This window comes from Saccharothrix coeruleofusca, from assembly GCF_014648515.1.
GTDB lineage: Bacteria > Actinomycetota > Actinomycetes > Mycobacteriales > Pseudonocardiaceae > Actinosynnema > Actinosynnema coeruleofuscum.
Window position 1 is genome coordinate 231,259 of sequence record NZ_BMRG01000008.1, and the last position, 19,735, is coordinate 250,993.

Below are 19,735 nucleotides of genomic sequence, written 5' to 3' on the forward strand. Positions count from 1 at the left end.
CGGCACGCAGACCGTCATCGGGTCGGTGCCCGACGCGGCGGGCACCGACGGCGAGGGCGGGGTCCTGGGCATCGCCGTGGCCGAGGACTTCACCGCCGACCCCTGGCTGTACGTCATGCACACCACCGAGACCGACAACCGGGTGGTGCGCATCCACTACACCAATGACGCGCTCAGGGGCACCCCGGAGGTGCTGCTCACCGGCATCCCGCGCAACAAGTACCACAACGGCGGCCGACTGCGCTTCGGGCCCGACGGCAAGCTCTACATCGCCACCGGCGACGGCCAGAACGGCGACTACGCCCAGGACCTGGACAACCTGGCGGGCAAGGTCCTGCGCATCGACCGCGACGGCGCCATCCCCCCGGACAACCCCTTCGGCAACCCGGTGTGGAGCTACGGCCACCGCAACCCGCAGGGCCTGGCCTTCGACTCCCAGGGGCGGCTGTGGGAGCAGGAGTTCGGCAACTACCGCGTGGACGAGACCAACCTGATCGTCCGCGGCGGCAACTACGGCTGGCCCCTCTGCGAGGGCACCACCGGCAGCTGCGACGAACCCGGCTTCATCGCGCCCAAGCGCACCTACCCCGTCGCCGAGGGCTCGTGCAGCGGCATCGCCGTGGTGCGCGACGCCCTCTACATCGCCTGCCTGCGCGGGGCGCGGCTGTACCGGGTCGAGATCTCCGGTGACGAGCTGGGCGACGCCGAGCAGTACCTCAACGGCACCTACGGGCGGCTGCGCACCGTGGAGCCCTCCGCCGACGGCGGCCTGTGGTTGACCACCAGCACCCGCGGCGACAAGGACAGCATCGCGAACAACAGCAGGGAACGCATCCTCAAGGTCGAACTCGGACCGTGAACCGGTCGCGGGGCGGGCGACCGCCCCGCGACCTCCCCGACCACGGGAGGGAGCCCTCATGGCTGACCGCAGGACACGGCGTCGCCGCCGCGCGCGGGCGTTGACGGCGGTGGCGATCGTCATCGCGGGCGCCGCGCCCCCGGCGCCCGGCGCGCTCGCCGCCGCCGCGACGGCTTCGCCGTGCGCACCCGGAGCGGTCTACGGCCCGCCGCTGCCGACGCCGACGGTGGCCGCCGAGCTCGTCCGAGGCGGGTTCACCTTCCTCGAAGGCCCCGCGTGGGACCGGCGAACGGGCACCCTGCTGCTGTCCGACATGCAGAAACCCGCGGGCCCCCAAGGCGTTCAGCCGTCGGCGGTGCTCCGGTACACCCCACCGGACACCTTCGAGACGCTCATCGCCCAGTCCGGCAGCAACGGCCTGGCGGTCACCGACGACGGCGCGCGCCTGCTCGCCGCCACCCACGACAACCGCACCGTCTCCTCCTACAGCCTGACCGACCGCACGCGCACGACCGTCGCGGCCGACCACCTCGGGCGCGCGTTCAACTCCCCGAACGACCTGACCATCGGCCCCGACGGCACCACCTACTTCACCGACCCGTCCTTCCAGCGCGGCAACCGCGCCGACGAGCAGGGCGGGCGGACCGGCGTGTTCCGCGTCCGCGACGGCGCGGTCGACCTCGTCGACGACACCCTGCGGCAGCCCAACGGCATCGTCCTGTCACCCGACGGCACGACGCTTTACGTGGGGGCCTTCGGCAGCAACGCGATCGTGAAGTACACCGTCTCCCCGGACGGAACCCCCGGCAACCGCACGGCGTTCGCGAGCATCCGCACACCCGACGGCGCCACCACCGACTGCGCGGGCAACGTGTACTGGGCCTCCCACGACGAGGGACTGATCCACGTCTTCGCCCCGTCGGGGGAGCGGCTGGGCACCATCTCCGCGGGCCGCAACACCACCAACGCGGCCTTCGGCGGCCCTGACGGGCGGACCCTGTACATCACCTCCAGCGTCCCCGGTGGCGGGTTCGGCCTCTACCAGACGCGCCTCAACGTGCCGGGGAACCCCCACTGACGCAGCGACCACCGAGGCGATCCGAGGGCGGGTCGCCCGTGAGTCGAGCGTCGACCACGCGGGCATGAGGGCAACGCGCTGCCCCCGGTGCTGCCCGTCGGTCCCTGGTTCCCGCGACCGGGCACCGGTAGGCACTGGGGAGCTACCCGAGTGCGGCTCCAGGGAGGCCCCATGCACGCGCACGAGACCGAACGCGGCCGTCCCGAGCGTCCGGCCGCCGGACTGACCGCGAACGCGCACTCCGGCCCGGAAGCCCGCCAGGACCAGGGCTCGTCCCAGCCGTCCGACCTGCTCGCCCTCCAGCGCCTGGTCGGCAACGCCGCCGTGGCCAGGATGATGACCGGGCACACCGAGCACCCGGTCCAGCGGTCGGCCGTGCACGACGTGGTGGGGTCCGGCGGCAGGCCGCTGGACGCGCCGGTGCGGGCCGAGATGGAGGCCAGGCTGGGCGCCGACTTCTCCGACGTCCGCGTGCACACCGACGCCGCCGCCCGGCGCTCCGCCTCCGAGTTGGGCGCGCACGCCTACACCTCGGGCAACCACGTGGTCATCGGCCAGGGTGGCGGTGACCGGCACACCCTGGCCCACGAGCTGACCCACGTCATCCAGCAGCGCAGCGGCCCGGTCCCGGCCACCCCGCAGAGCAGCGGCATCGCGGTGTCCGATCCCGGTGACCCGTTCGAGCGCGCCGCCGAGGCCAACGCCCGCCGCGTCATGGCGGGTGCCCCGCCCGAGGTGCGCCAGGCCGAGGAGTCGCACGCCGGGCACGGCCACCCGACCGTCCAGCGGCTGGCGATGACCGAGTTCGACGGGTTGCTGACCCAGCACGACCTGGCGGACGACCCGGACTTCATCGCGTTCTTCGAACTGCAACGCGGCCGGGCGAACCCCGACGCCGTCGTCAACTCCTTCGACCCCGCCGCGACGCCCCGGTTGCGGCAACTCGTGGAGGACCCCGCGGTCACGCGGGAGATGGTGGAGAGCTACATCCAGGACTACGCGAACCTCCCGGCCGGTCAACGGCAGCAGCCCGCGACCCTCGACAACGCCAACCTCACCGGCCTGGAGATGGAGATGGGCAACACGGTGCTGAGGGTGGAGTCCTGGATGGCCAACGGCGTCGAGATCGCCCGTTCCGTGCGCGACACCGCTGTCGGTCTGCCGGTGTTCAAGCTGGAGATCGAGGGCATGGACCGCGATCCCGACCGGCCGTCGCTCGAACTGATCTACGGCCCGCTGCCGACCGCCGACTACCGGAGCCCGGCGCTCATCGCCGCCAGGAACAAACTCCGGACCGCGTTGAGCAGGTCGGGCACGGTCAAGGAGATGATCGACCGCTACAACCAGTCGCTGGCCGGCCTCGCGGAACGGCGGTACCGGCTGAACGACAACCCGCCGCACTCCACGGCGCGGAAAGGGGTCACATCGCCCGCCAACTTCGTCACCCAGACCAACGTCTCGACCCCCTACGCCAAGGTGGGGCGCGAACCCGCGGCCAACCAGACTCCGCAGCAACAGCAGCGGGACTTCGTCAACTTCTTCGAGAACCCCGCCAACAACAACGACGCGCGGATGTACCGCCAAGCCAGGACCAGGGCGGCGGCGCTGGTCAACGACATCAACGACAACTGGCGGACCGCGCACCAGGCCGCCGGGCAGCTGCGGGCCGGGCCGAACCTGAACTCCATGCTCACCCACGTGCTGTTCCAGGAGGCCAAGTACCTCGTGCACGAGGTCAGCCGGACCGCGGTGGACCCGGCGAAGAAACACCACTTCCACGTGATGCTGAAGTTGAGCCCCCAGGACGCGGCGATGACGATCATCTCGGACAACGACGCGAAACTGCTGCTGGCCTGGCTGGTCGCCACGCGGGCGACCCCCCTGGGGACCGCCGTGGAGACCACGTTCGCGGCGTCCAGGAGCCAGCAGCAGCCGACGGTGGACGCCCAGCCGATCTACGACTACCTGGTCGACGTGCTGGTGGCCCGGCTCGTGGCGGGGCGGCAGCTGCTGGACGACAGCCCGGACGCCACCATGGCCTCCCCGGTCTACGGCGCCAACCGGAAGCTGGGCGACGTGCGCCACGTCCACCCGCGGCCCAGCAACCGGGTGAAGGCCACGATGATCACGGTCAACGCCACCACGGGCACCCGCCGGTACTACTTCGTCGTCGAGCAGCGCTCGATGGCGCACCCCATCAACTCGAACGCGGCCACCAACCCCACCACGGCGGTGAGCCAGATCACCGACCTCCAAGCGATCTGACGGTCCCGTTCTCCGGACCACGGGGTTCTGCCCGAGCGGGCCAACCCCGTGGTCGCGGGGGCGTCAGTCGTCCGGGTAGCGCGCCGTCCACGCCTCGGTGGTCGGCGGGGTGGGGCCGAACTCGGCCGCCGCGTCGTCGGCCAGCCGCTCCACCACGTCGCGCAGTTCGAGCTGCGCCAACCACGTCGGGTCGATCGCCGCCTCCCCGTAGAGGGCGCCGACGATGTTGCCGCACACCGCGCCCGTGGAGTCGCTGTCGCCGTCGTGGTTCACCGACGCCAGCAGGGCCGCGCTCAGCGTGTCGGTCGTCAGCGCCGAGTACACCGCGATGGCCAGCGCCGACTCGCCCACCGCCCCGTCGCCCAGCGACGCGACGCGCTCCGGCGTGGGCGGACCCGCCAGCGCCTCCGCCGCGTCCAGCGCCGCGGAGGTCTCCTCGTGGTGCTCCCAGCGGACGAGCTGGGCCCGGCCGTCCGCCAGCGCCGAGCGGAGGTCCGCCCCGTGCAGGAGGCTGCGCACCATCACCGCCAGCACACCCGCCGGCAGGTAGCCGCTCGGGTGGCCGTGGGTGATCGCGGCCGACGCGGCGGCCACCGCGAAGACCTCGGCCGGGTCGTCGGACCACAGCGCGACCGGGGCCGCGCGCATCACGCCGCCGCAGCCCTTGGAGTTGTTCACCGGGTTCGCGACGGTCCCCGTCCGCCCCGTCGTGCCGTAGTCCTGGAGGGCGAAGAAGCACGTGGCGCCCGGTGCGCGACGCTTGAACAGCCCGCGCACGCCGATCAGCCAGCCGGTGGGGGAGTCGGTGGTGTCCCGAGGGCCGCGGGCCTTGGCCCACGGCGTGCCCTGGGTGTGCAGCCACCGCTGGTAGGCCATCTGCAGCGCGTGGACCACATCGCCCTTGCCGCCGCGCCGGGTCCGGGCGTGCGCCCGGATCAGCCCTTCCATCGTGAACAGGGTCATCTGGGTGTCGTCGGTGATCCGCCCGACGCCGTCCGACGCCGGGATCATGCCGGTGATCCCGGCGGGCCCTGCCAGCTCGCGGACCTGGTCCATCGGCTTGGACTCGATCGGCGCGCCCAGCGCGTCCGCGACCGCGCCCGCCAGCAGGCAACCGCGCCACCGGTTCCGGTCCAGCCACCGGTTCCCACCCTCGTGGCCCCCGGTCACCCGTTCCCGGCCGGGACCGGCCAGCAGCGCTTCCGGGGCGGCGGACGCGGGCGAGCGGGTGAGGAACTTCCGCCCCGCCGCGTCCACCCCGATGTGCAGCTCCACGCGCAGGGTGCGCACCGGGGGTGTCTCGGTCTCCCGCGCGTCGGCGGCGCGCTGGCGGCGCAGCAGCGCGGCCAGCGCCGCCAGGTCGGTGTCGTCGAGGAACTCGGTCACGACGTGGGGTACCTCTCCGTCCAGTAGCCCATGTTCAGCGGTGAAGACCGGTTGAAGTGCCGGTACGCGTCGGTCGCCACGTTCTCCACCAGGTACCGCAGCTCCAGCCGCTCCACCCACGGCAGGCCGGGGATGCCGTTGCGCGAGCCGATCAGCGCGCCGGCCAGCGCCCCGGTGAGCGCGGTGCGCCCGGAGTGGCCGACCGCGCGCCGCAGGGCGACCTCCGGCTGGTTCTCGTACCCGGCGATCGCGCTGAACGCGTGGCGCAGCACGGTCAGCGAGTCGTGCCCGGAGCCGAAGTCCTTGGGGTCGAGCACCTCCGGCAGGCCGAAGCGGGCGTAGTCGGGCAGCGCGTCCCGCACGCCGAGGTCCTTCAGACCCGGCTCGGTCCCCGCCACCCACACCGTGGGCGGCAGGCGGAGCTTGGTCAGCATCCGGTCGAACACCTCGGCCAGGTACTCGGCCGCGTCGAGGTCCACGCCAGGCTGGTGGGTGACTCCGGCGATCAGCCGCGCGGTGGCCCCGGCGTTGTGCTCCACCGCGGGCACGCCCGTGGTCACCGCGGCGGGCAGGGCGGCCAGCAGCGCGGCCGAACCGGACCCGGTGCCCGGCCTGCCCATCGCCAGCTCGCGGATCGCGGCCAGCTCGTCGGGGTCGGGCAGGCTGTCGGCGTAGAGGTCGGGGACCTGCACCAGCCACCCGTCGACCTCCCCCGGCACGGTGTCGCCCTGCGTGTGCAGCCAGCGCAGCAGACCTCCGGTCGCGCCGGCCGCCAGGTCGGACCGGCCGCGGATCACGCCCTCGGTGAGGAACAGCAGCCGCTGGGTCAGCGGACCGATCCGCAGCGGCCCGTCGCCGCCGCTGATGGCAAGCGCTTCCCCCAGCGCGAACCCCACGTACGCGCCGCTGATCCGCCGGAAGCCGTGGCGGTAGCCCTGCGGCGCGTCCGAGCAGTACTTGCCGCACCGGTCGACGATCGGCTCGATCCGGCCGTCGTCGCCGTACGCCGGTTGCAGGCCGTTCGCGGCGAGGTCGGTCGGCCAGCGGCTCGGGTCCTCGGTCTCGGACACCAACTTGCGCCACGACTTGCCGATGACGGTCCGCCGGATCTCGTCGTCGGTCAGCTCGAAGCCGTTGATCCGCGCGTACAGAGCCGCGTGCGTGGGCGGCTCGACGGGAGAGGGCAGGCCCAACTCCGCGGCGGTCTCCTCCACCAGCCGGGCAACCTCGGGACTGATCTCGAAGCGGGACTCCAGGACGTCCACGGGCGGCCGGACGCGGGGGAACTTCCGCAGCGCCGCCACCACGTCGGACACCAGGAACGGGTAGTGCTGCCCCGGTCCGTAGAAGCGCAGCGTCAGCTGCTGGGGCAGCTCGGCGACCAGCGTCGCGAGGTCGACCCGGCGCCACGCCGTGGTCATCGGGTCGAGCCAGCCCGTGGACGAGTACACCTCCAGCGACGGCGTGTCCGGTCCGACCCGCTGCCCGTGGTGCGGCACCAGCACCTCGACCTGCGTCAACCCGGTGAGCAGCCGCTCGCGGTCGAACCAGTCGACGTCGGCGAACAGCAGCATCCACTCCAGCTCGTTGACCGGCCTGCCGTAGCCGATGCGCAGCGGACCGCTGCGGTACCGCGGGTTCTCCCGCTCCGCGCCGCGGGTGCCGTCCGGCCCGACCCACCGCCACCCGCCGATCGCCAGCTCCGGCACGCCGAGGTGGCCCAGGCCGGACGCGGTGAACTCCGGGTCGATGAGCTCCTCCCAGTAGCCCTGGCCGGGCGTGCGGGCCGGGATGCTCACCCCGCCGGGACGGGGGCTCGGCTCGCGCAGCGCGCCGTCCGGCTCGCGCACCACCAGCCGGGGCGGGGGGAAGATCTGCTTGCCCGCGTCGCCGCCGTCCAGGAACGCCACCGAGTTGTACGGCACCGACCAGCCCTCGGGGACGCGGCGCACCTTCTCCCGCTCCACCCGCAGACGCGGCTCCCGCGCCCCCTGCACCGCGCTCAGCCACTGCTCGACCTTGGCGACCGCCTCCGCGGCTTCCACCCGGCTCAACCCTTCCCCGTCATGACCGCGCCACGGTGAACGACGGCGGTTCGCCCGCCGCCCGACGCGCCGCTTCGTCTTCCCACATCTTGAAGGTCCGCCTTCGGATCGACCGGACCAGCGCCAGCTCATCGTCGTCGATCGAGCGGCGGCCCTCGGCGCGCGCCCGCGCGTAGATCGCGTCGACCGTCTCGTACAGGGCGAAGACGGCGCCCTCGCCGCGCAGCCTGCCGCGCTCCCGCTCGGTCTGCCAGATGAACTCCTCGCGGTCGAGCGGGGAGATCTCACCGGACGACGTGGCGAGCAGGACCTCGGCGACGGGCCGGTTGTCTGGCTCGAACTCGCCGGTCTCGGTGTTCAACCGGAAGCCGACCCAGTTGCCCGCCGGATCGGTGTCGAGGAGGAAGGGCGACCCGTAGTACTCGTAGTAGGCCGGGGTCCGCGCCATCACCGATCACCGCCCCCGGCGGTTCCTCGCGCCCGTGCGAAGGCTTCGCCGAACAGCCGCCTCTCGCGTGCCAGGATCGATCCGATCAAAGCCCGTTCCTCCCCGGTCATCGTACGACCGCGATCGTCGGCCAACGCCTGGAAGTCCCGGCGCACCTCGTACAGCGCGTGCTCGAAGTCCGCCACCTCGTCCATCGCGACGACGTGCAGGCGCAGCTCGGCGACGTGGGACGTGCCGTCGTCCAGCTCCAGCCGCACGCTGAGCTGCAGGTCGCGGTAGCCGCTGTCCTGGGGGTTGAGGAACCGGTCCCGGAACTTCACCACGCTCACGCCGGAGCCCTCCCGCGCGATCCGGTCGAGCAGCGCACCGAGGCCCGCGTAGGCGTCGGCGACCGTCTCGTACTGGATCTTCGAGCCCACCAGGTCGGTCAGCTTGGCGGCGTCACCCCGGTACTCGGCGATCTTGTCCGCCGCGCGCACCCGGCTCTTCTCGGTCTGCCGGGAGAAGGCGACGCCGCCACTGGCCTCCGCGACGGCGTGCGCGAGCGCGTGCAGCCTGTCCTGCTTGGTCCGCCAGTCCCGGTACAGCTCGTCCAAGTACTCCCGCTGGTACTCCGGGTCGTCCTTCCGCGCCGCGTCGAAGCCGTCCTGCACCAGCTCGGCCGGGTCGACCCGCCGAGCGAGGTCGCGGGCGCGATCGGACAGGGCCCGCTGCTCGGGTGTGAGCAGCGCCTGCTCGGGGGCGGGCTCGCCGCCGGACTCGTCGGCGGGCGCCCCCTGGTCGTTCTCCGGGGCTTCCCCGTGGTCGCGGACCTCGTCGACGCAGTCCAGCAGGACGTCGATCGCCTCCGGGTGCCGCAGCAGGTTCGCCAGCGTCTGCGGCCTGGCGAGCAGCGAGTCCTCCAGGAACGGCGTGTCCCGCAGGAGCCGGGCCAGCTCCGGGTGGCGCGGCAGCAGCGCGGCGATGGCCTCGCCGAGGTGCGCCTCCTCGCCGTCCACCGCGATCCTGGCGTCCGGGTCGCGGTGGCTGATGGCGTCGGCCACCCGCATCGCTTCTTGGACCCTCGGCTCGTGGAGGTAGCGGTTGACGTCCTCGCGGGTCGGGAGCGGTCGCTCGTCCGGTGCCGCCGTGCCGTAGCCGCTGTCGCCGGTGACACCGCCGGTGCTCTCGGTCCTCGCGTGCCGTTCGGCGACCTCGTCCAGGTCGTAGGGCAGCAGGTCGAGTTGGAGCGGCGGATGCGGAAGCCGCATCAGCGAACCGGTCTGCGGGTCGACGAACGCCACGCCCTCACCGGTGTGCACGACCTCCGCGACGTGGCCGTACTCCGCGCCGTCCGGCCCCCGGTACTTCACCGCGATCACGGCGCGGGAGTCCAGCGGCCGCTCGCGCATCGCGCGGATCACCTCGTCGTACCCGGCGTGGGACTGCCACTCGCCGCCCAGCCGGTCCCGCACGTAGTCCAGCGTGCCCATCTCGGCCATGTCCTCGGGACGCAGCGGCCCCGCCTCGACGTCCACCCCGGCCCGCCGCAGGGCGCTGGCGACGACACCGCGCGTGCAGTTGGTCTGGTAGCCCCGCTCGAACGCGTCCGCGTCGTGGAAGCGCGGGTTCACGCCCGCCAGGTGCGGGTGCCGCTCGGCGACGTACCCGGCTGCCTGGTTGGCGTTGGCCGTGTCGGCGTGGATCGCGGCTTCGGCGGGCGGGTTGGTGGCCCGTGCCAGCGGCGACCAGTCGTGGCCGCCGGTGGGCGCGGTGTGGGGGAGCGGACCGCCGGAGGCGTCCGCGCCCGCGTAGCCCTTGCCGCTGAGCCGGTCGGTGATGACGTTGCTCTGGGACTGCGCTTCGCTGTCCTGTTGCTCGGTTCTGTCCGGCTGCGCGGTCTTGTCGGGTGCATCCGGCGTTTCCGGCGCCACCGGTCCGCCCAGGCGTTCGCGCAGCGACTTCTCGTAGGCCGCGTCGAACAGCGGCTTGGTGGCCCGGTTGGCGGCCCGCCGGTCGGCCATCTCACGCTCGGCGGCGTCCCGGTCGAGGTAGCGGGGATCGCCGGGCAGGACCTCTTCGACGCGGATGACCACCTTCTGCCGGAGCGTCCCGCCGTGTTCGACCCGGACGACCTCCTTCTCGTGGGTGTACCACTGGGTGGCGGGCTTGGAGACCGCCTCGCGCTCGCCGTCGTTCTGGGACAGCTCGTGGATGTCGCGGGCGGTCTTGGCCTGGATGTGGATCTCGACGTCCTCGCCGAACCTCGACACGAAGTCCGGCGACTCCTTGATCGAAGCGCTGACCACGGTCGGCTCGACGGTCGTGCGGCCGGGCACGTACTGGTCGGCGATGAGCTTCGCGAGCGCGGGGTTCCCCCCCACGTTGATGCCCCGCACCAGGTCGAGTTCGGCGGGCGGGAGCTCGTTGATCGCCGACACGATCGCCCGGATCTGGAGCTGGGCGGTGGCGAAGTCCCCGTCCTTGGCCTCCGGTCCGAGGCGGTGCGCGGTGTTCGCGGCGGCGAAGATGTCGTGCCCGGTGTAGGTGTACAGCGCGATCGCGCCCTCGTCGGAGAGTCCGCTGAGGGAGTCCGAGGCGTCGCGGTTGGCCAGCGCGTTGGACTCGATCTGCTTGCGCCGATCGTCGTCGATCGTCCTGAACAGGGCGGCGTTGTCGGCGGCGGTGGCGCGGTGGTCCGGGTCGAACAGGTAGTCCTCGTCGGGCCCGGCCGTTCCGCTCTCAGCCGGGTCCGGCTGCGGTCCGTCGGGCCCGGTGTCCTGCGGTGTCCGGTCGGCTTCGGGGTCGGGCACGGGGTCGGGCAGGGGGTCGGGCAGGGCTTCCGGGGTGGCCTGCTCGGCCGCGTCCACCGGGCGCTGGTCGGCGTCCTGCGGGCGCGAGTTGGTGGCCTGCGCGTCATCCGTGGTCGGGCCACCGGCGGGCGCCGGGGGCTCCGTCGCGGGGCTGTCGGGGTGCGGTGGGTTGGTCGCGCGCGCCACCGTGTCGCCCGGCGCCACCCCTGCGGTCGACGACCGGTCCGTGCGGGGCGGGCCATCGGTGGGGGCCGGTGGCCGGCCCGCCACCGGCTGGTCGGTGCGCGGCGCACCACTGGCGGGCGCGACGGGGCGAGCCGTCGGTGGCCGATCCGCCGCGTTGCCCGCAGGGGGTGGGGCGACGCGCTGCGGGGGTTCCAGCGGCCCCCGCGTGCCGGGGACGGGGCGCTGCGGCTGCGGACCTCGCGGCGGCGGCGTCACCGGGCCGACCGGTCGGGCCGGGGGCTGCTGAGGTGTGTGGTGTCGCGGCGGCATTCCCTGCGGTCGGCCGGGTGGCGGCGCGGTGGGGAAGGCCGCGGGGGCGTTGGGCGGCGGGCCTTGCTGGGGACGGGCCTGCGGAGTGCCGTGCGGTGGCGCCGCTTGGGGTGCGTGGTGTGGCGGCGGAGCGGTGAAGGGCCTTGGCGGCGCGTTGTGGAAGCCGCCGGGGTACGGCCGCTGCTGGGGCATGCCTTGCGGCGGAAGTGGTGGTGCGCCGGGGAAGTTGCCCTGGGCAGGCGGAGCGTGGAAGGGCGCGTTGTGCGCACCCTGCGGACGCGGGACGGCCTCGAAACCGCCGGGACGGGGTGCCTGCGGCGGCGCGGACTGGGGGTTGGTGTGCTGGGGACCGCCGTGCTGTGGACCGCCGTACTGGGAGCCGCCGTGCTGAGGTGGCGTGCTCTGGAGTGGCGTGTTCTGGGGCGGCGGCGGGTACGCCTGTGGTGGCGCGCCCATCGGGCCGCTCATCGGGCCACGCGGCGGAGGGGCCTGGTCGAAGCGCGGCGGCGGCCCGCCCGCCTGGTTCGAGGGCAGGCCGCCGTGCTGCGCGGGCGGACCGTCCTGGCGTGGCGGTGGCGCGGACTGCTCGAAGCGCGGCGGCGCGTACTGGCCCGACGTGCCCGCTGCCGAGAGGTTGCCCGCGCGTCCGGCGTCGGAGTGGTGGCCCTGCGGGCCGAAGCCGCCGTGCTGCGCGGGTGCGGGGGCCATCCCGTAACCCCCACCCTGGGGTGCCGCGGGCGCGCGTCCGTAACCACCGGACGAACCCGTTCCCGAGGACGCCGGGGCCGAACCGCCGGACGGAGCCGATGCGCCCGGCCCGGAGAACGCGGCCTGCGCGGTGGACGACGGGCTGGGGGAAGCCGGTGCTGCGGTCGCCTGCGCGGTGGAGGCCGGTGTGGTCGAAGTGGTGGACGCGGGTGCGTCCTGGTCGGCGGGCCGGTCCAGCGCGGGGGCGAGCGCCGAAGCCTGCGTCGTGGAGTCCGAGGTGGACCGGGACGCGGGTCGGTCCGGCACTTCCGGTGCGCTCGGCGCGTCCGCGTCGCCTGCCCCGCTCACGTCGTCCGAGGACGGTGTGCTGATGCGGTTCGGCGGGTCCGTCGTGCCACCCGTCGCACGATCGACCGCACCGCTGGACGCGCCCATCAGCACGTCCTTCGCGGACAGCTGGTCGAGGTTCCCGGTCACGGCCGCCTCGCCGACGGTGGTGACCGCGCCCTCCACCGCGCCACGGGTGGCGGCGCGCACGGCGCTGTCGACGGCCTCCCCGCCCACGCTGCCGGACAGTCCGCGGGTCGCGCCCCCCGGCACGGCGTTGGACGCCGCGCCGACCACCCCTTCGACGGCGCCGCCCACGGCGGCGTCCTTGGTCTTGTCCCAGTCCCACGACTTGCGGTCGCCGCTGGCCACCTGCAGGGCCTGGATGCCCGCGTCCAGCGCGACACCGGCCGCGACGTTGGTCGCCACCTCGCGCAGCACCCGCTGGAGGACCTGCTGCGCGACCTTCTTGAAGCCCTGCTGCGCGAGCTTCTGCAGCAGCTGCCGGAAGATCATCTGCACGGTCATCCGGGTCGCGATCTGCGCCGGGACGATGCCCGCGGTCGACGCGCCGAACGTCACCGCCGCGGACGCGATCATCGCCGCGATCGAGATCGCCAGCATGATCAGCGACGCGATGATCAGGTACTTGGTGTACTCGACGTCGAGCGCGGTCGCGTCGCAGGCGTCACCCAGCGCCCGGCACGCCTCGGTGAGCGAGGTGAAGTACGCCTCGTCGCCGTCGACGTACCCGCGCCACGCCCGCTCGAACGCCGCCGCGCTCTCGCCGGTCCACACGCCGATGACGGACGACGCGCCCTGGTCCGCCGTCGAGCTGACGTCCGGGATCGCCTCCGCCGCGCGGTGCCAGGCGTCCCGCAGGTCGCGCAGCAGGTCCTCGTCGCCTTCCGGCCAGCTCTCGCCGACGACGATGGGCAGCAGCCACTTGACCTCGTCGGGTATCTCCATCCCCACGGGCTCAGACCTCGCGGGTGAAGCTGTCGGCGTTGGCGTCCTCGACGGCCTGGTAGGTCGTCATCGCGTCCACGACGCTGCCGCGCATCCCGCGCAGGCCTTCGACCAGGGAGCCGAACGCCTCCACCGCGCCGTCCGCGCCGGGCACGTAGTCCTTGGCGAACTCCTGGCCGGACTCGTCACCGCCCCAGCACGCGCCGCAGGCGGCGAGCGCGTCGACCAGCGCCCGGCGGGCCGCTTCGAGCTGGTCGGCCGCCGAGCCGAGCCGCGCGGCGGAGTCCTCGGCGACGTCCGGCTCGATGCTGAAGCCGGTCATCAGTAGCCGCCCTTGAGCCAGGACTGCGGTGCCTCGTCGTCATCTGCTGGAGCGGCGGTGCCGCGGGGCGGAGGCGGGGGCGGGGGCGTCGCCTCCCGGGGCAGGCTGAGCACGCTCCGGTCCTCGAAGGACCCGTCGTCGGCCGGGGACGGGGGCGCGGGCGGCGCCTCGAACTTCGGGATCAGCGCCGACAGCGACGGCGCGCCCTCGACCAGGTCCGCCAGGTCGGGCAGGTCCTCGGTCAGCGGCGACATCAGCTCCGCGACCTGCTGCCTGACCTGCGCCGCGCCTTCGCGGGCGAGCCGCACCACGGTCCGCGCGAGCGCCTCCGGTGTCGACCGGTCGAACGCGGACGGGGTGATCTCCAGGTTCGTGAGCACACCGCCGGAGTCCACGGTGGCCCGCACCAGCCCGTCCTCGGACGTCAACGAGGCGGTCGTCAGCGCGGCCGCCGCCTGGGCGTCGCGCAGCATCTCCGTCTGCCTGGTGAAGGTGTCCAGCAGGCTGTGCACCTGCTCCTTCATGGCGGCGTTGCGCGCCTCGAGGCGCGCGCGGTCATCGCCCGACATGGCCAGGTCCCCCCTGAGTGCGCGTCGGTGTGAGCATGGACCTTATCGGCACCGCCGGGACGACGTGCGCGAGCCCACGGATCAGCGGGCGGACTTCGCGGAACTCACCGCGCCGCTGTCGAACGGCCCGTCACCGACAGGGAGGTTTCTCGACCGGCGCGTGGACCAGGCGCGCTCGTCCGGCGCTCGGTCGGCCGGCTGTCGAGCAGCCGCACCGCCCAGCGGTTGCGCGCCACGTTCGACGAGCGCCTACCCGTGATCCAGCCCGTCACGTGCCCGACGACTTCACTCGGTCGGGGGAATCGCGCCACACCTCCGTGAAGACCCGCGTGCGAGCGCACTGGCCGGGTGATTCCATCCAAGGGGGAATCGGGAGGTCAGTCCGCGCGGTCGAGTTCTGGCGTGCCGCACGACTTCTCCAGCACCTGCGTGAACGCGCGGGACCACAGGGGCAGGTCGGGCCAGCCCCGGCAGGACACCATCACGCCGTCCACGACGTCGGGCCCGTCCACGAAGGTGGCGCCCGCCTGCTCCACGTCGAACTTCAGAGGCGGGTAGGCGGCCGTGGTGCGGCCGCGCAGGAGTCCCAGCGCGGCGGGCACCTGAGGGCCGTGGCAGATCGTGCCGACCGGGAGCCCGCGGTCGAAGAAGTGCCCGACGACGCGGGCCACGTCCGGGTCCGTCCGGATGTACTCCGGCGCCCGGCCGCCGGGGATCACCAGTGCGTCGTAGTCCTCGGGGGCCACCTCGGCGAACGCCAGGTCCACCGGCAGCAGGTGCCCCGGTTTCTCGGTGTAGGCGTCCCAGCCCGGCTCGAAGTCGTGGACCACGAGCTTCACCGGGCGCGTCGTCGGCGCGGCCACGATCGCCTCGTGTCCCCCCTCGCGCAGGCGGAACACCGGGTACATCGTGTCGAGTTCCTCGGCGGCGTCGGCGGTCAGGACCAGCACTCGCGCCATGGTCACCCCCTTCTTCCGCTCGACGCCCCACCGGGCACCGGGACGGGCCGGACGGTCAGTCCACATGGGACGGTCGGCGGTGTGCGGTTCCACTGGCAATCCGCCCCAGCCTGGCACGGGGACGTTCGCACCCACAAGAGCGGTAACCCATCGGCTGTACCGCACCGCCGAACGGCTCCGCCCCCTGGGCCGCGCGGTGGACAGGGGGGACGCCCAGCCGTGGGCGACGGGTCGTCCGAGCGCCCGGCGCGAAGCGGAACGCAAGGTAAGCGTCAGGTTCCGCGCCGCCCTCCGGTGGCACGATCGGAGGTGGCCGCGCAACGGCGCGCGGCCGCCAAGTCTCGCGGAGGAGGAAGGGCTCGGATGTCCTGGACAACGCGCCGGGCGGAGCCCCGTAGCGACACCGCGGCCCAGCCCGCGCCTACCACGCCCGCGATCGCGCACGGCGCGGCCGTGGCGAGCTTCCTGGCGGGCCTGTGGCTGGTCATGGCCCCCTTCGCGCTGCGCTACCAGAGCGCTGAGGACGGCTTCGACCGGCACTGGACCTCCGTGCTCGCGGGCTCCGTGGTCCTGGTGTGCTCGCTGGTCCACGCCATGGCGCCTCGGGAGACGCCGTGGCTGCTCCCGGTGCTGTTCGCGGTCGGGGCCTGGCTGGTGGTCGCTCCGCTGGTGACCCGCTACCCGGTAGCGGGTCATGCCGCCGCCAACGACTCCGTCACCGGTGCTGTCGTGGTGCTCGCGACGCTGAGCTCGGCGGCCGCGGCGCTGCGGCGCGGGCCACGCCTCCGGTTGCGCGATCGGCCCTGAGCGGGCGGCCGGGTCTCACCTCAGGTGGCGGGCGAAGAACCGGTTCGCGTCGTCCCCCTCGAAGGACGGGACGCCGGCTTGGTCGACCAGGGGCAGGGCCCAGCCGGTCGACGATCCCGTCGTCGACCGGCCCGCCCGCGTCCAGCGCCCGGCGCAGGTCGGCGCGAGCCCGTTCGGCGGTCGCGGAACGGGGCCGCTCACCGCCGCCGGGCAGTTCGATGGTGGCCGCGGCGAAGCCCTCCGCCGCGCAGTGCCGGGCCCTGGCCGCGAGCCGGGGGTACATCCCGCGCAGTCCACCGGGGTGGCCGAGCAGGATCAGCGGGGCCGGGGCGGAGGCGGGCGTCCACAGGAGGCCGGGGATCTCGCCGAGGGTGAAGTCGCGTTCGAGGACACCGTCATCGAGACGGCGTTGGGAACCGAAGCGCATGGTCGTGCCTTTCGGGAGTGCTCGTGAACGGCGCTCCCGGACGACCTATCGTCCGACCGTGACCCCGGAGGGGAGCACCCGCGTCGGTACAGCGTTCACGGGTACCACCTCCCTCGTTCCTCGCACGGCCTCCGCGAGACTAGCGGTGGTCGCCCCGCGTTCACCAACGGGTTTCCGCCGAGCTCAGCGCAGGCTGTCGAGCACGGCGTCCACCGCCGCGGCGGAACGGGTCGGGTCGTCGGTCGCGCGCGAGATGACCTGGAGTCCTTGTTGGACCGCCATCAGCATCCGCGCTTGCGTCGCGGCGTCGCGCGGGGGCAGCTCGCCGGATCGGTGCGCCCGCTCCAGCGCCAGCCGCAGTGCCCGTTCCAGCGCTGCGAAGTTGTCGCGGACGGCGGCGTGGATGTCCTCGTCCTGGCCCGAGACCTCGACCGTGGTGTTGCCGAGCAGGCAGCCGTTGAGGGCGCGCGACGGGTCCAGCGGGAAGGTCAGGAAGTGGCGCAGGGCGGGCAGCACCGGTGCTTCCCGCTGCAGGCGCTCCAGCACTTCCGTCACCTGAGCGCGGTACTGCGCCAGCGCGACCAGCAGCAGCGCCTTCTTGTTGCCGAAGACGCCGTAGAGGCTGTTGCGCTGCACCCCGGTGGCGTCGACGAGGTCCTGGATCGACGTCGTGTGGTAGCCCTTCTCCCAGAACACGCGGGTCAGCTCGCGTGCGGCCACGCTCTCGTCGAACTCCCGCGGGCGACCGGTCCGGGCCATGCGCCCATCCTACCGACTTCTTGACCTCCGGTTCTCGAAGTGGCTAGCCTGACTTCAGGAACATCGGTTCCCAAAATTACTGCAGGTAAGGAGCGGTAACCGCGCTGCGGTGAGCTCTCGGCAGTGCTCGGACCACCCAGCTGAAGACCCCCTGAAGGGCGGCGGAATGCAATCCCTCACGGCGATCCGGACCCGCGTCGAGGACCACGTGCTGTTCGCGACCCTCGACCACCCGCCGTTGAACCTGATCGGCCCTGAGCTCGCCCATGACCTGGTGAGCATCGTGCGCCACCTGGAGTCCGCCCCGGACGAGATCCGCGTGGTGGTCTTCGACAGCGCGGTGCCCCGCTACTTCTCCGCCCACCTGGACGTGACCCGGATCAAGGAGTTGAACGCGGAGCTCGCCCGGCTCGCGCCAGGCACCACGACGGCGGACCTGTACAGCCGCATCAGCGGCCTGAGCCAGGTCTCGATCGCCGTCATCGCCGGGCACGTCGGCGGGGCGGGCAGCGAATTCGCCCTGGCGTGCGACATGCGCTTCGCCTCCAGGGAGAAGGCGGTCTTCACCCAGATGGAGGTCGGCGTCGGCCTCCTCGCGGGTGCGGGCGCGATCCAGCACCTGACCCGGCTCATGGGGCGCTCCCGCGCCCTGGAAGTCCTGCTCAGCGCTGACGACCACACCGCCGACCTGGCCGAGCGGTACGGCTGGGTCAACCGCGCGCTACCCGACGCCGACCTCTGGCCGTTCGTGGACGCGCTGGCCCGCCGCATCGCCAAGTTCCCGCTCGAAGGCGTCACCCAGACGCGACGCCGGGTGAACCGGATAGCTCTCCCGGAAGCCTCCGCCGTCAACGAGGACCTGCGCATCTTCGCCCGGCTGCTGAAGCTGCCCGAGACGCGCGCCCGCATCGCGGCGCTGCTCGCCGCGGGGATGCAAACGGACTCCGCGCTCGAAGCGGCGTTCGGGGCCGCGGTCGGTCAGCTGGAAAGCGCGCACGCGGGCAACGCCCCGAGCCCGGCGGCGACCCCGTGACCCGCGGCGACCAGTGCGAGGGCGCGGCCCGCTGCCTGTCGCCGGGAAACCACCCACCCCGCATCCTGTTCGAGGAGGAGGACTGATGACCGACACCCCGCAGCGCCGCCCCGACTCCGTCCCGCCGGACCCCACGAGCATGAGCGGGCTGGAGCTGCTGCGGGCCTGCTCGACCCTGGAACAGCCGCCGTCCTCGATCGTCACGACGCTGGAGCTCAACGTCAACTACGTGCGGACGGTGCGGACCGACGGGCAGAAGCTCATCGCTGAGGGCCGCACCGTGCACGTCGGCAGGTCCACCGCGACCGCCGAAGCGCGAATCCACGACAGGTTCGGCCATCTCGTGGCGCACGGCACGACGACGTGCTTGATCAGGCGTGCGAACGACCGCCCCGCCCGGCGCGGGGCACCCGAGGAGGAGGGCTGATCTTCTCACCCCCGGAGAACAGCCGGGGTTGAGCGGGGTTGACCTTCAGGTTGCTCGAAGGCCGATGATGAGCCGGTGTCGAACTCCGAGCTGCTCACCATCGGCGCCTTCGCCCGCGCCAGCGGGTTGACGGCCAGCGCGCTGCGGTTCTACGCCGACGTGGGCCTGCTGCGACCGGCCACTGTGGACGATTCCTCCGGCTACCGCTACTACGCGCCCGAGCAGGTCGATCGCGCCGTGCTGGTCCGCAGGCTGCGCGAGATCGACATGCCGCTGGAGTCCATCGCCGAAGTGCTCGACGGCCGCGACGCCGCCCGGATCATCGACGACCACGTGGTGCGGCTGGCGCACCGGGTGCGGCAAGCGCGGGAAACCGCGGTGCTGGTCAAGGCCGCGCTGGGGATCGGGACCTCATCGCTGTCCGTGCGCGTCAACGGGGTGGTGTTCACAGCCGCGGTCGAGCAGATCCTCACCGCGACAACGCACGAGCCGGACCTGCCCGTGCTCAACGGGGTGCACGTCGAGGTGTCCGCCGACAGCGTTGTGCTCACGGCGACCGACCGGTACCGGCTGTCCACCCGCACCCTGGTGCCGACCGCGCCCAGCGAGGCGGAGTGGTCGCGGACCGTGGACGCGGACGACCTGCGGCTGGTGCTGCCGTGGACGCGCCGCCAGCACGAGCTGCGGGTGAGCGCCCGAGCCGGGCGGGTCGGTTTCCAGGGCGACGGCGCGGATGCTCGTGAGTGCCGGAGCCTGGCGGAGCCCTTCCCCGACCACCGGTTGCTGCTGGCCTCCCTGCCCGACGTGCGCACCCGCGTGGTGGTCTCCCGCAACGCGCTGGTGCGGGCCGTGGAGGAGCAGCGGGACCACCGGGTCCGGCTCGACGTCCTCGGCGCCGCGGTGACCGTTTCCGCGCGGGGGACGCCCGGTGCCCCGATCCCCGCCGCGGTCACCGGCCCGGCGGTCGGGGTCGAGTTCGCCCTCACCACCCTGCACCCCGCGCTCAGCACCGCGGTCGGCCCGGACGTGGTGCTCGATCTCGCGGGGCCGCGCGAACCGG

At 73.2% G+C, this 19,735-nt stretch carries 15 protein-coding genes and 1 pseudogene; 7 read left to right on the forward strand and 9 right to left on the reverse strand.

Annotated features, from left to right (window positions below; all coding sequences use genetic code 11):
• From IEZ00_RS36910 to IEZ00_RS21315, 3 genes are all read left to right on the forward strand, one after another.
• On the forward strand, positions 1-859 hold an 859-nt coding region (locus tag IEZ00_RS36910; RefSeq protein ID WP_229795961.1), incomplete at its 5' end, for a PQQ-dependent sugar dehydrogenase.
• Positions 860-917: 58 nt separating this feature from the next.
• The gene (locus tag IEZ00_RS21310; protein WP_189225054.1) at positions 918-1,937 is read left to right on the forward strand and encodes an SMP-30/gluconolactonase/LRE family protein; all 1,020 of its coding nucleotides are present in this window, start codon (positions 918-920) and stop codon (positions 1,935-1,937) included.
• A 171-nt stretch (positions 1,938-2,108) separates the two neighbouring features.
• Entirely contained in the window at positions 2,109-4,202 is a 2,094-nt protein-coding gene (locus IEZ00_RS21315) for an eCIS core domain-containing protein (RefSeq protein ID WP_189225055.1), read from the forward strand.
• A 63-nt stretch (positions 4,203-4,265) separates the two neighbouring features.
• Here IEZ00_RS21315 and IEZ00_RS21320 read toward each other — a convergent pair whose 3' ends face one another.
• The 7 genes from IEZ00_RS21320 to IEZ00_RS21350 form a co-directional block, all read right to left on the reverse strand.
• Positions 4,266-5,588, reverse strand: a complete 1,323-nt coding sequence (locus IEZ00_RS21320) for an ADP-ribosylglycohydrolase family protein (protein WP_189225102.1) — start codon at positions 5,586-5,588, stop codon at positions 4,266-4,268.
• Positions 5,585-7,633 carry a YrhB domain-containing protein gene (locus IEZ00_RS21325; RefSeq protein ID WP_189225056.1) on the reverse strand — a complete coding sequence of 683 codons (2,049 nt, stop codon included), beginning with the start codon at positions 7,631-7,633 and terminating at the stop codon, positions 5,585-5,587. Before IEZ00_RS21325 ends, IEZ00_RS21320 begins: the two co-directional genes overlap by 4 nt.
• A gap of 19 nt (positions 7,634-7,652) precedes the next feature.
• Positions 7,653-8,081 (reverse strand): hypothetical protein, encoded by a 429-nt coding sequence (locus IEZ00_RS21330; protein WP_189225057.1) that lies wholly within the window; start codon positions 8,079-8,081, stop codon positions 7,653-7,655.
• Complete coding sequence (locus IEZ00_RS21335; RefSeq protein ID WP_229795965.1) at positions 8,081-13,372, reverse strand: WXG100-like domain-containing protein; 5,292 nt, start codon at positions 13,370-13,372, stop codon at positions 8,081-8,083. Before IEZ00_RS21335 ends, IEZ00_RS21330 begins: the two co-directional genes overlap by 1 nt.
• Before the next feature lie 10 nt (positions 13,373-13,382).
• Positions 13,383-13,694, reverse strand: a complete 312-nt coding sequence (locus IEZ00_RS21340; RefSeq protein WP_189225059.1) for a WXG100 family type VII secretion target — start codon at positions 13,692-13,694, stop codon at positions 13,383-13,385.
• Positions 13,694-14,263 (reverse strand): YbaB/EbfC family nucleoid-associated protein, encoded by a 570-nt coding sequence (locus tag IEZ00_RS21345; protein WP_306344690.1) that lies wholly within the window; start codon positions 14,261-14,263, stop codon positions 13,694-13,696. Before IEZ00_RS21345 ends, IEZ00_RS21340 begins: the two co-directional genes overlap by 1 nt.
• 377 nt (positions 14,264-14,640) lie before the next feature.
• Complete coding sequence (locus tag IEZ00_RS21350; protein ID WP_189225060.1) at positions 14,641-15,222, reverse strand: DJ-1/PfpI family protein; 582 nt, start codon at positions 15,220-15,222, stop codon at positions 14,641-14,643.
• A 363-nt stretch (positions 15,223-15,585) separates the two neighbouring features.
• Here IEZ00_RS21350 and IEZ00_RS21355 point away from each other — a divergent pair, with 363 nt between their 5' ends.
• Positions 15,586-16,029, forward strand: coding sequence for an SPW repeat domain-containing protein (locus IEZ00_RS21355; protein ID WP_189225061.1), 444 nt, complete (start codon positions 15,586-15,588; stop codon positions 16,027-16,029).
• Between the two features lie 75 nt (positions 16,030-16,104).
• Here the strand turns inward: IEZ00_RS21355 and IEZ00_RS36915 are convergent.
• Together IEZ00_RS36915 and IEZ00_RS21360 are read right to left on the reverse strand one after the other, a co-directional pair.
• Positions 16,105-16,456, reverse strand: a pseudogene (locus IEZ00_RS36915) (alpha/beta hydrolase); the annotation flags it as partial.
• Positions 16,457-16,639: 183 nt separating this feature from the next.
• Complete coding sequence (locus tag IEZ00_RS21360; RefSeq protein WP_189225062.1) at positions 16,640-17,215, reverse strand: TetR/AcrR family transcriptional regulator; 576 nt, start codon at positions 17,213-17,215, stop codon at positions 16,640-16,642.
• 166 nt (positions 17,216-17,381) lie between these two features.
• Here IEZ00_RS21360 and IEZ00_RS21365 point away from each other — a divergent pair, with 166 nt between their 5' ends.
• The 3 genes from IEZ00_RS21365 to IEZ00_RS21375 form a co-directional block, all read left to right on the forward strand.
• Positions 17,382-18,248 carry an enoyl-CoA hydratase/isomerase family protein gene (locus IEZ00_RS21365; RefSeq protein ID WP_189225063.1) on the forward strand — a complete coding sequence of 289 codons (867 nt, stop codon included), beginning with the start codon at positions 17,382-17,384 and terminating at the stop codon, positions 18,246-18,248.
• Positions 18,249-18,333: 85 nt separating this feature from the next.
• Positions 18,334-18,675: a PaaI family thioesterase gene (locus tag IEZ00_RS21370; protein ID WP_189225064.1), complete on the forward strand. Its 342-nt coding sequence runs from the start codon at positions 18,334-18,336 to the stop codon at positions 18,673-18,675.
• 75 nt (positions 18,676-18,750) lie between these two features.
• On the forward strand, positions 18,751-19,735 hold a 985-nt coding region (locus IEZ00_RS21375), incomplete at its 3' end, for a DNA polymerase III subunit beta family protein (protein WP_229795962.1).

Excerpts from the sequence above, each read along its gene's own strand:
- IEZ00_RS21315 (WP_189225055.1), top strand. The coding sequence starts at position 2,109 with ATGCACGCGCACGAGACCGAACGCGGCCGTCCCGAGCGTCCGGCCGCC.
- IEZ00_RS21310 (WP_189225054.1), top strand. The coding sequence starts at position 918 with ATGGCTGACCGCAGGACACGGCGTCGCCGCCGCGCGCGGGCGTTGACG.
- IEZ00_RS21335 (WP_229795965.1), bottom strand. The coding sequence starts at position 13,372 with ATGGAGATACCCGACGAGGTCAAGTGGCTGCTGCCCATCGTCGTCGGC.
- IEZ00_RS21370 (WP_189225064.1), top strand. The coding sequence starts at position 18,334 with ATGACCGACACCCCGCAGCGCCGCCCCGACTCCGTCCCGCCGGACCCC.
- IEZ00_RS21360 (WP_189225062.1), bottom strand. The coding sequence starts at position 17,215 with ATGGCCCGGACCGGTCGCCCGCGGGAGTTCGACGAGAGCGTGGCCGCA.
- IEZ00_RS21330 (WP_189225057.1), bottom strand. The coding sequence starts at position 8,081 with ATGGCGCGGACCCCGGCCTACTACGAGTACTACGGGTCGCCCTTCCTC.
- IEZ00_RS21345 (WP_306344690.1), bottom strand. The coding sequence starts at position 14,263 with ATGTCGGGCGATGACCGCGCGCGCCTCGAGGCGCGCAACGCCGCCATG.
- IEZ00_RS21355 (WP_189225061.1), top strand. The coding sequence starts at position 15,586 with ATGTCCTGGACAACGCGCCGGGCGGAGCCCCGTAGCGACACCGCGGCC.
- IEZ00_RS21350 (WP_189225060.1), bottom strand. The coding sequence starts at position 15,222 with ATGGCGCGAGTGCTGGTCCTGACCGCCGACGCCGCCGAGGAACTCGAC.
- IEZ00_RS21340 (WP_189225059.1), bottom strand. The coding sequence starts at position 13,694 with ATGACCGGCTTCAGCATCGAGCCGGACGTCGCCGAGGACTCCGCCGCG.
- IEZ00_RS21365 (WP_189225063.1), top strand. The coding sequence starts at position 17,382 with ATGCAATCCCTCACGGCGATCCGGACCCGCGTCGAGGACCACGTGCTG.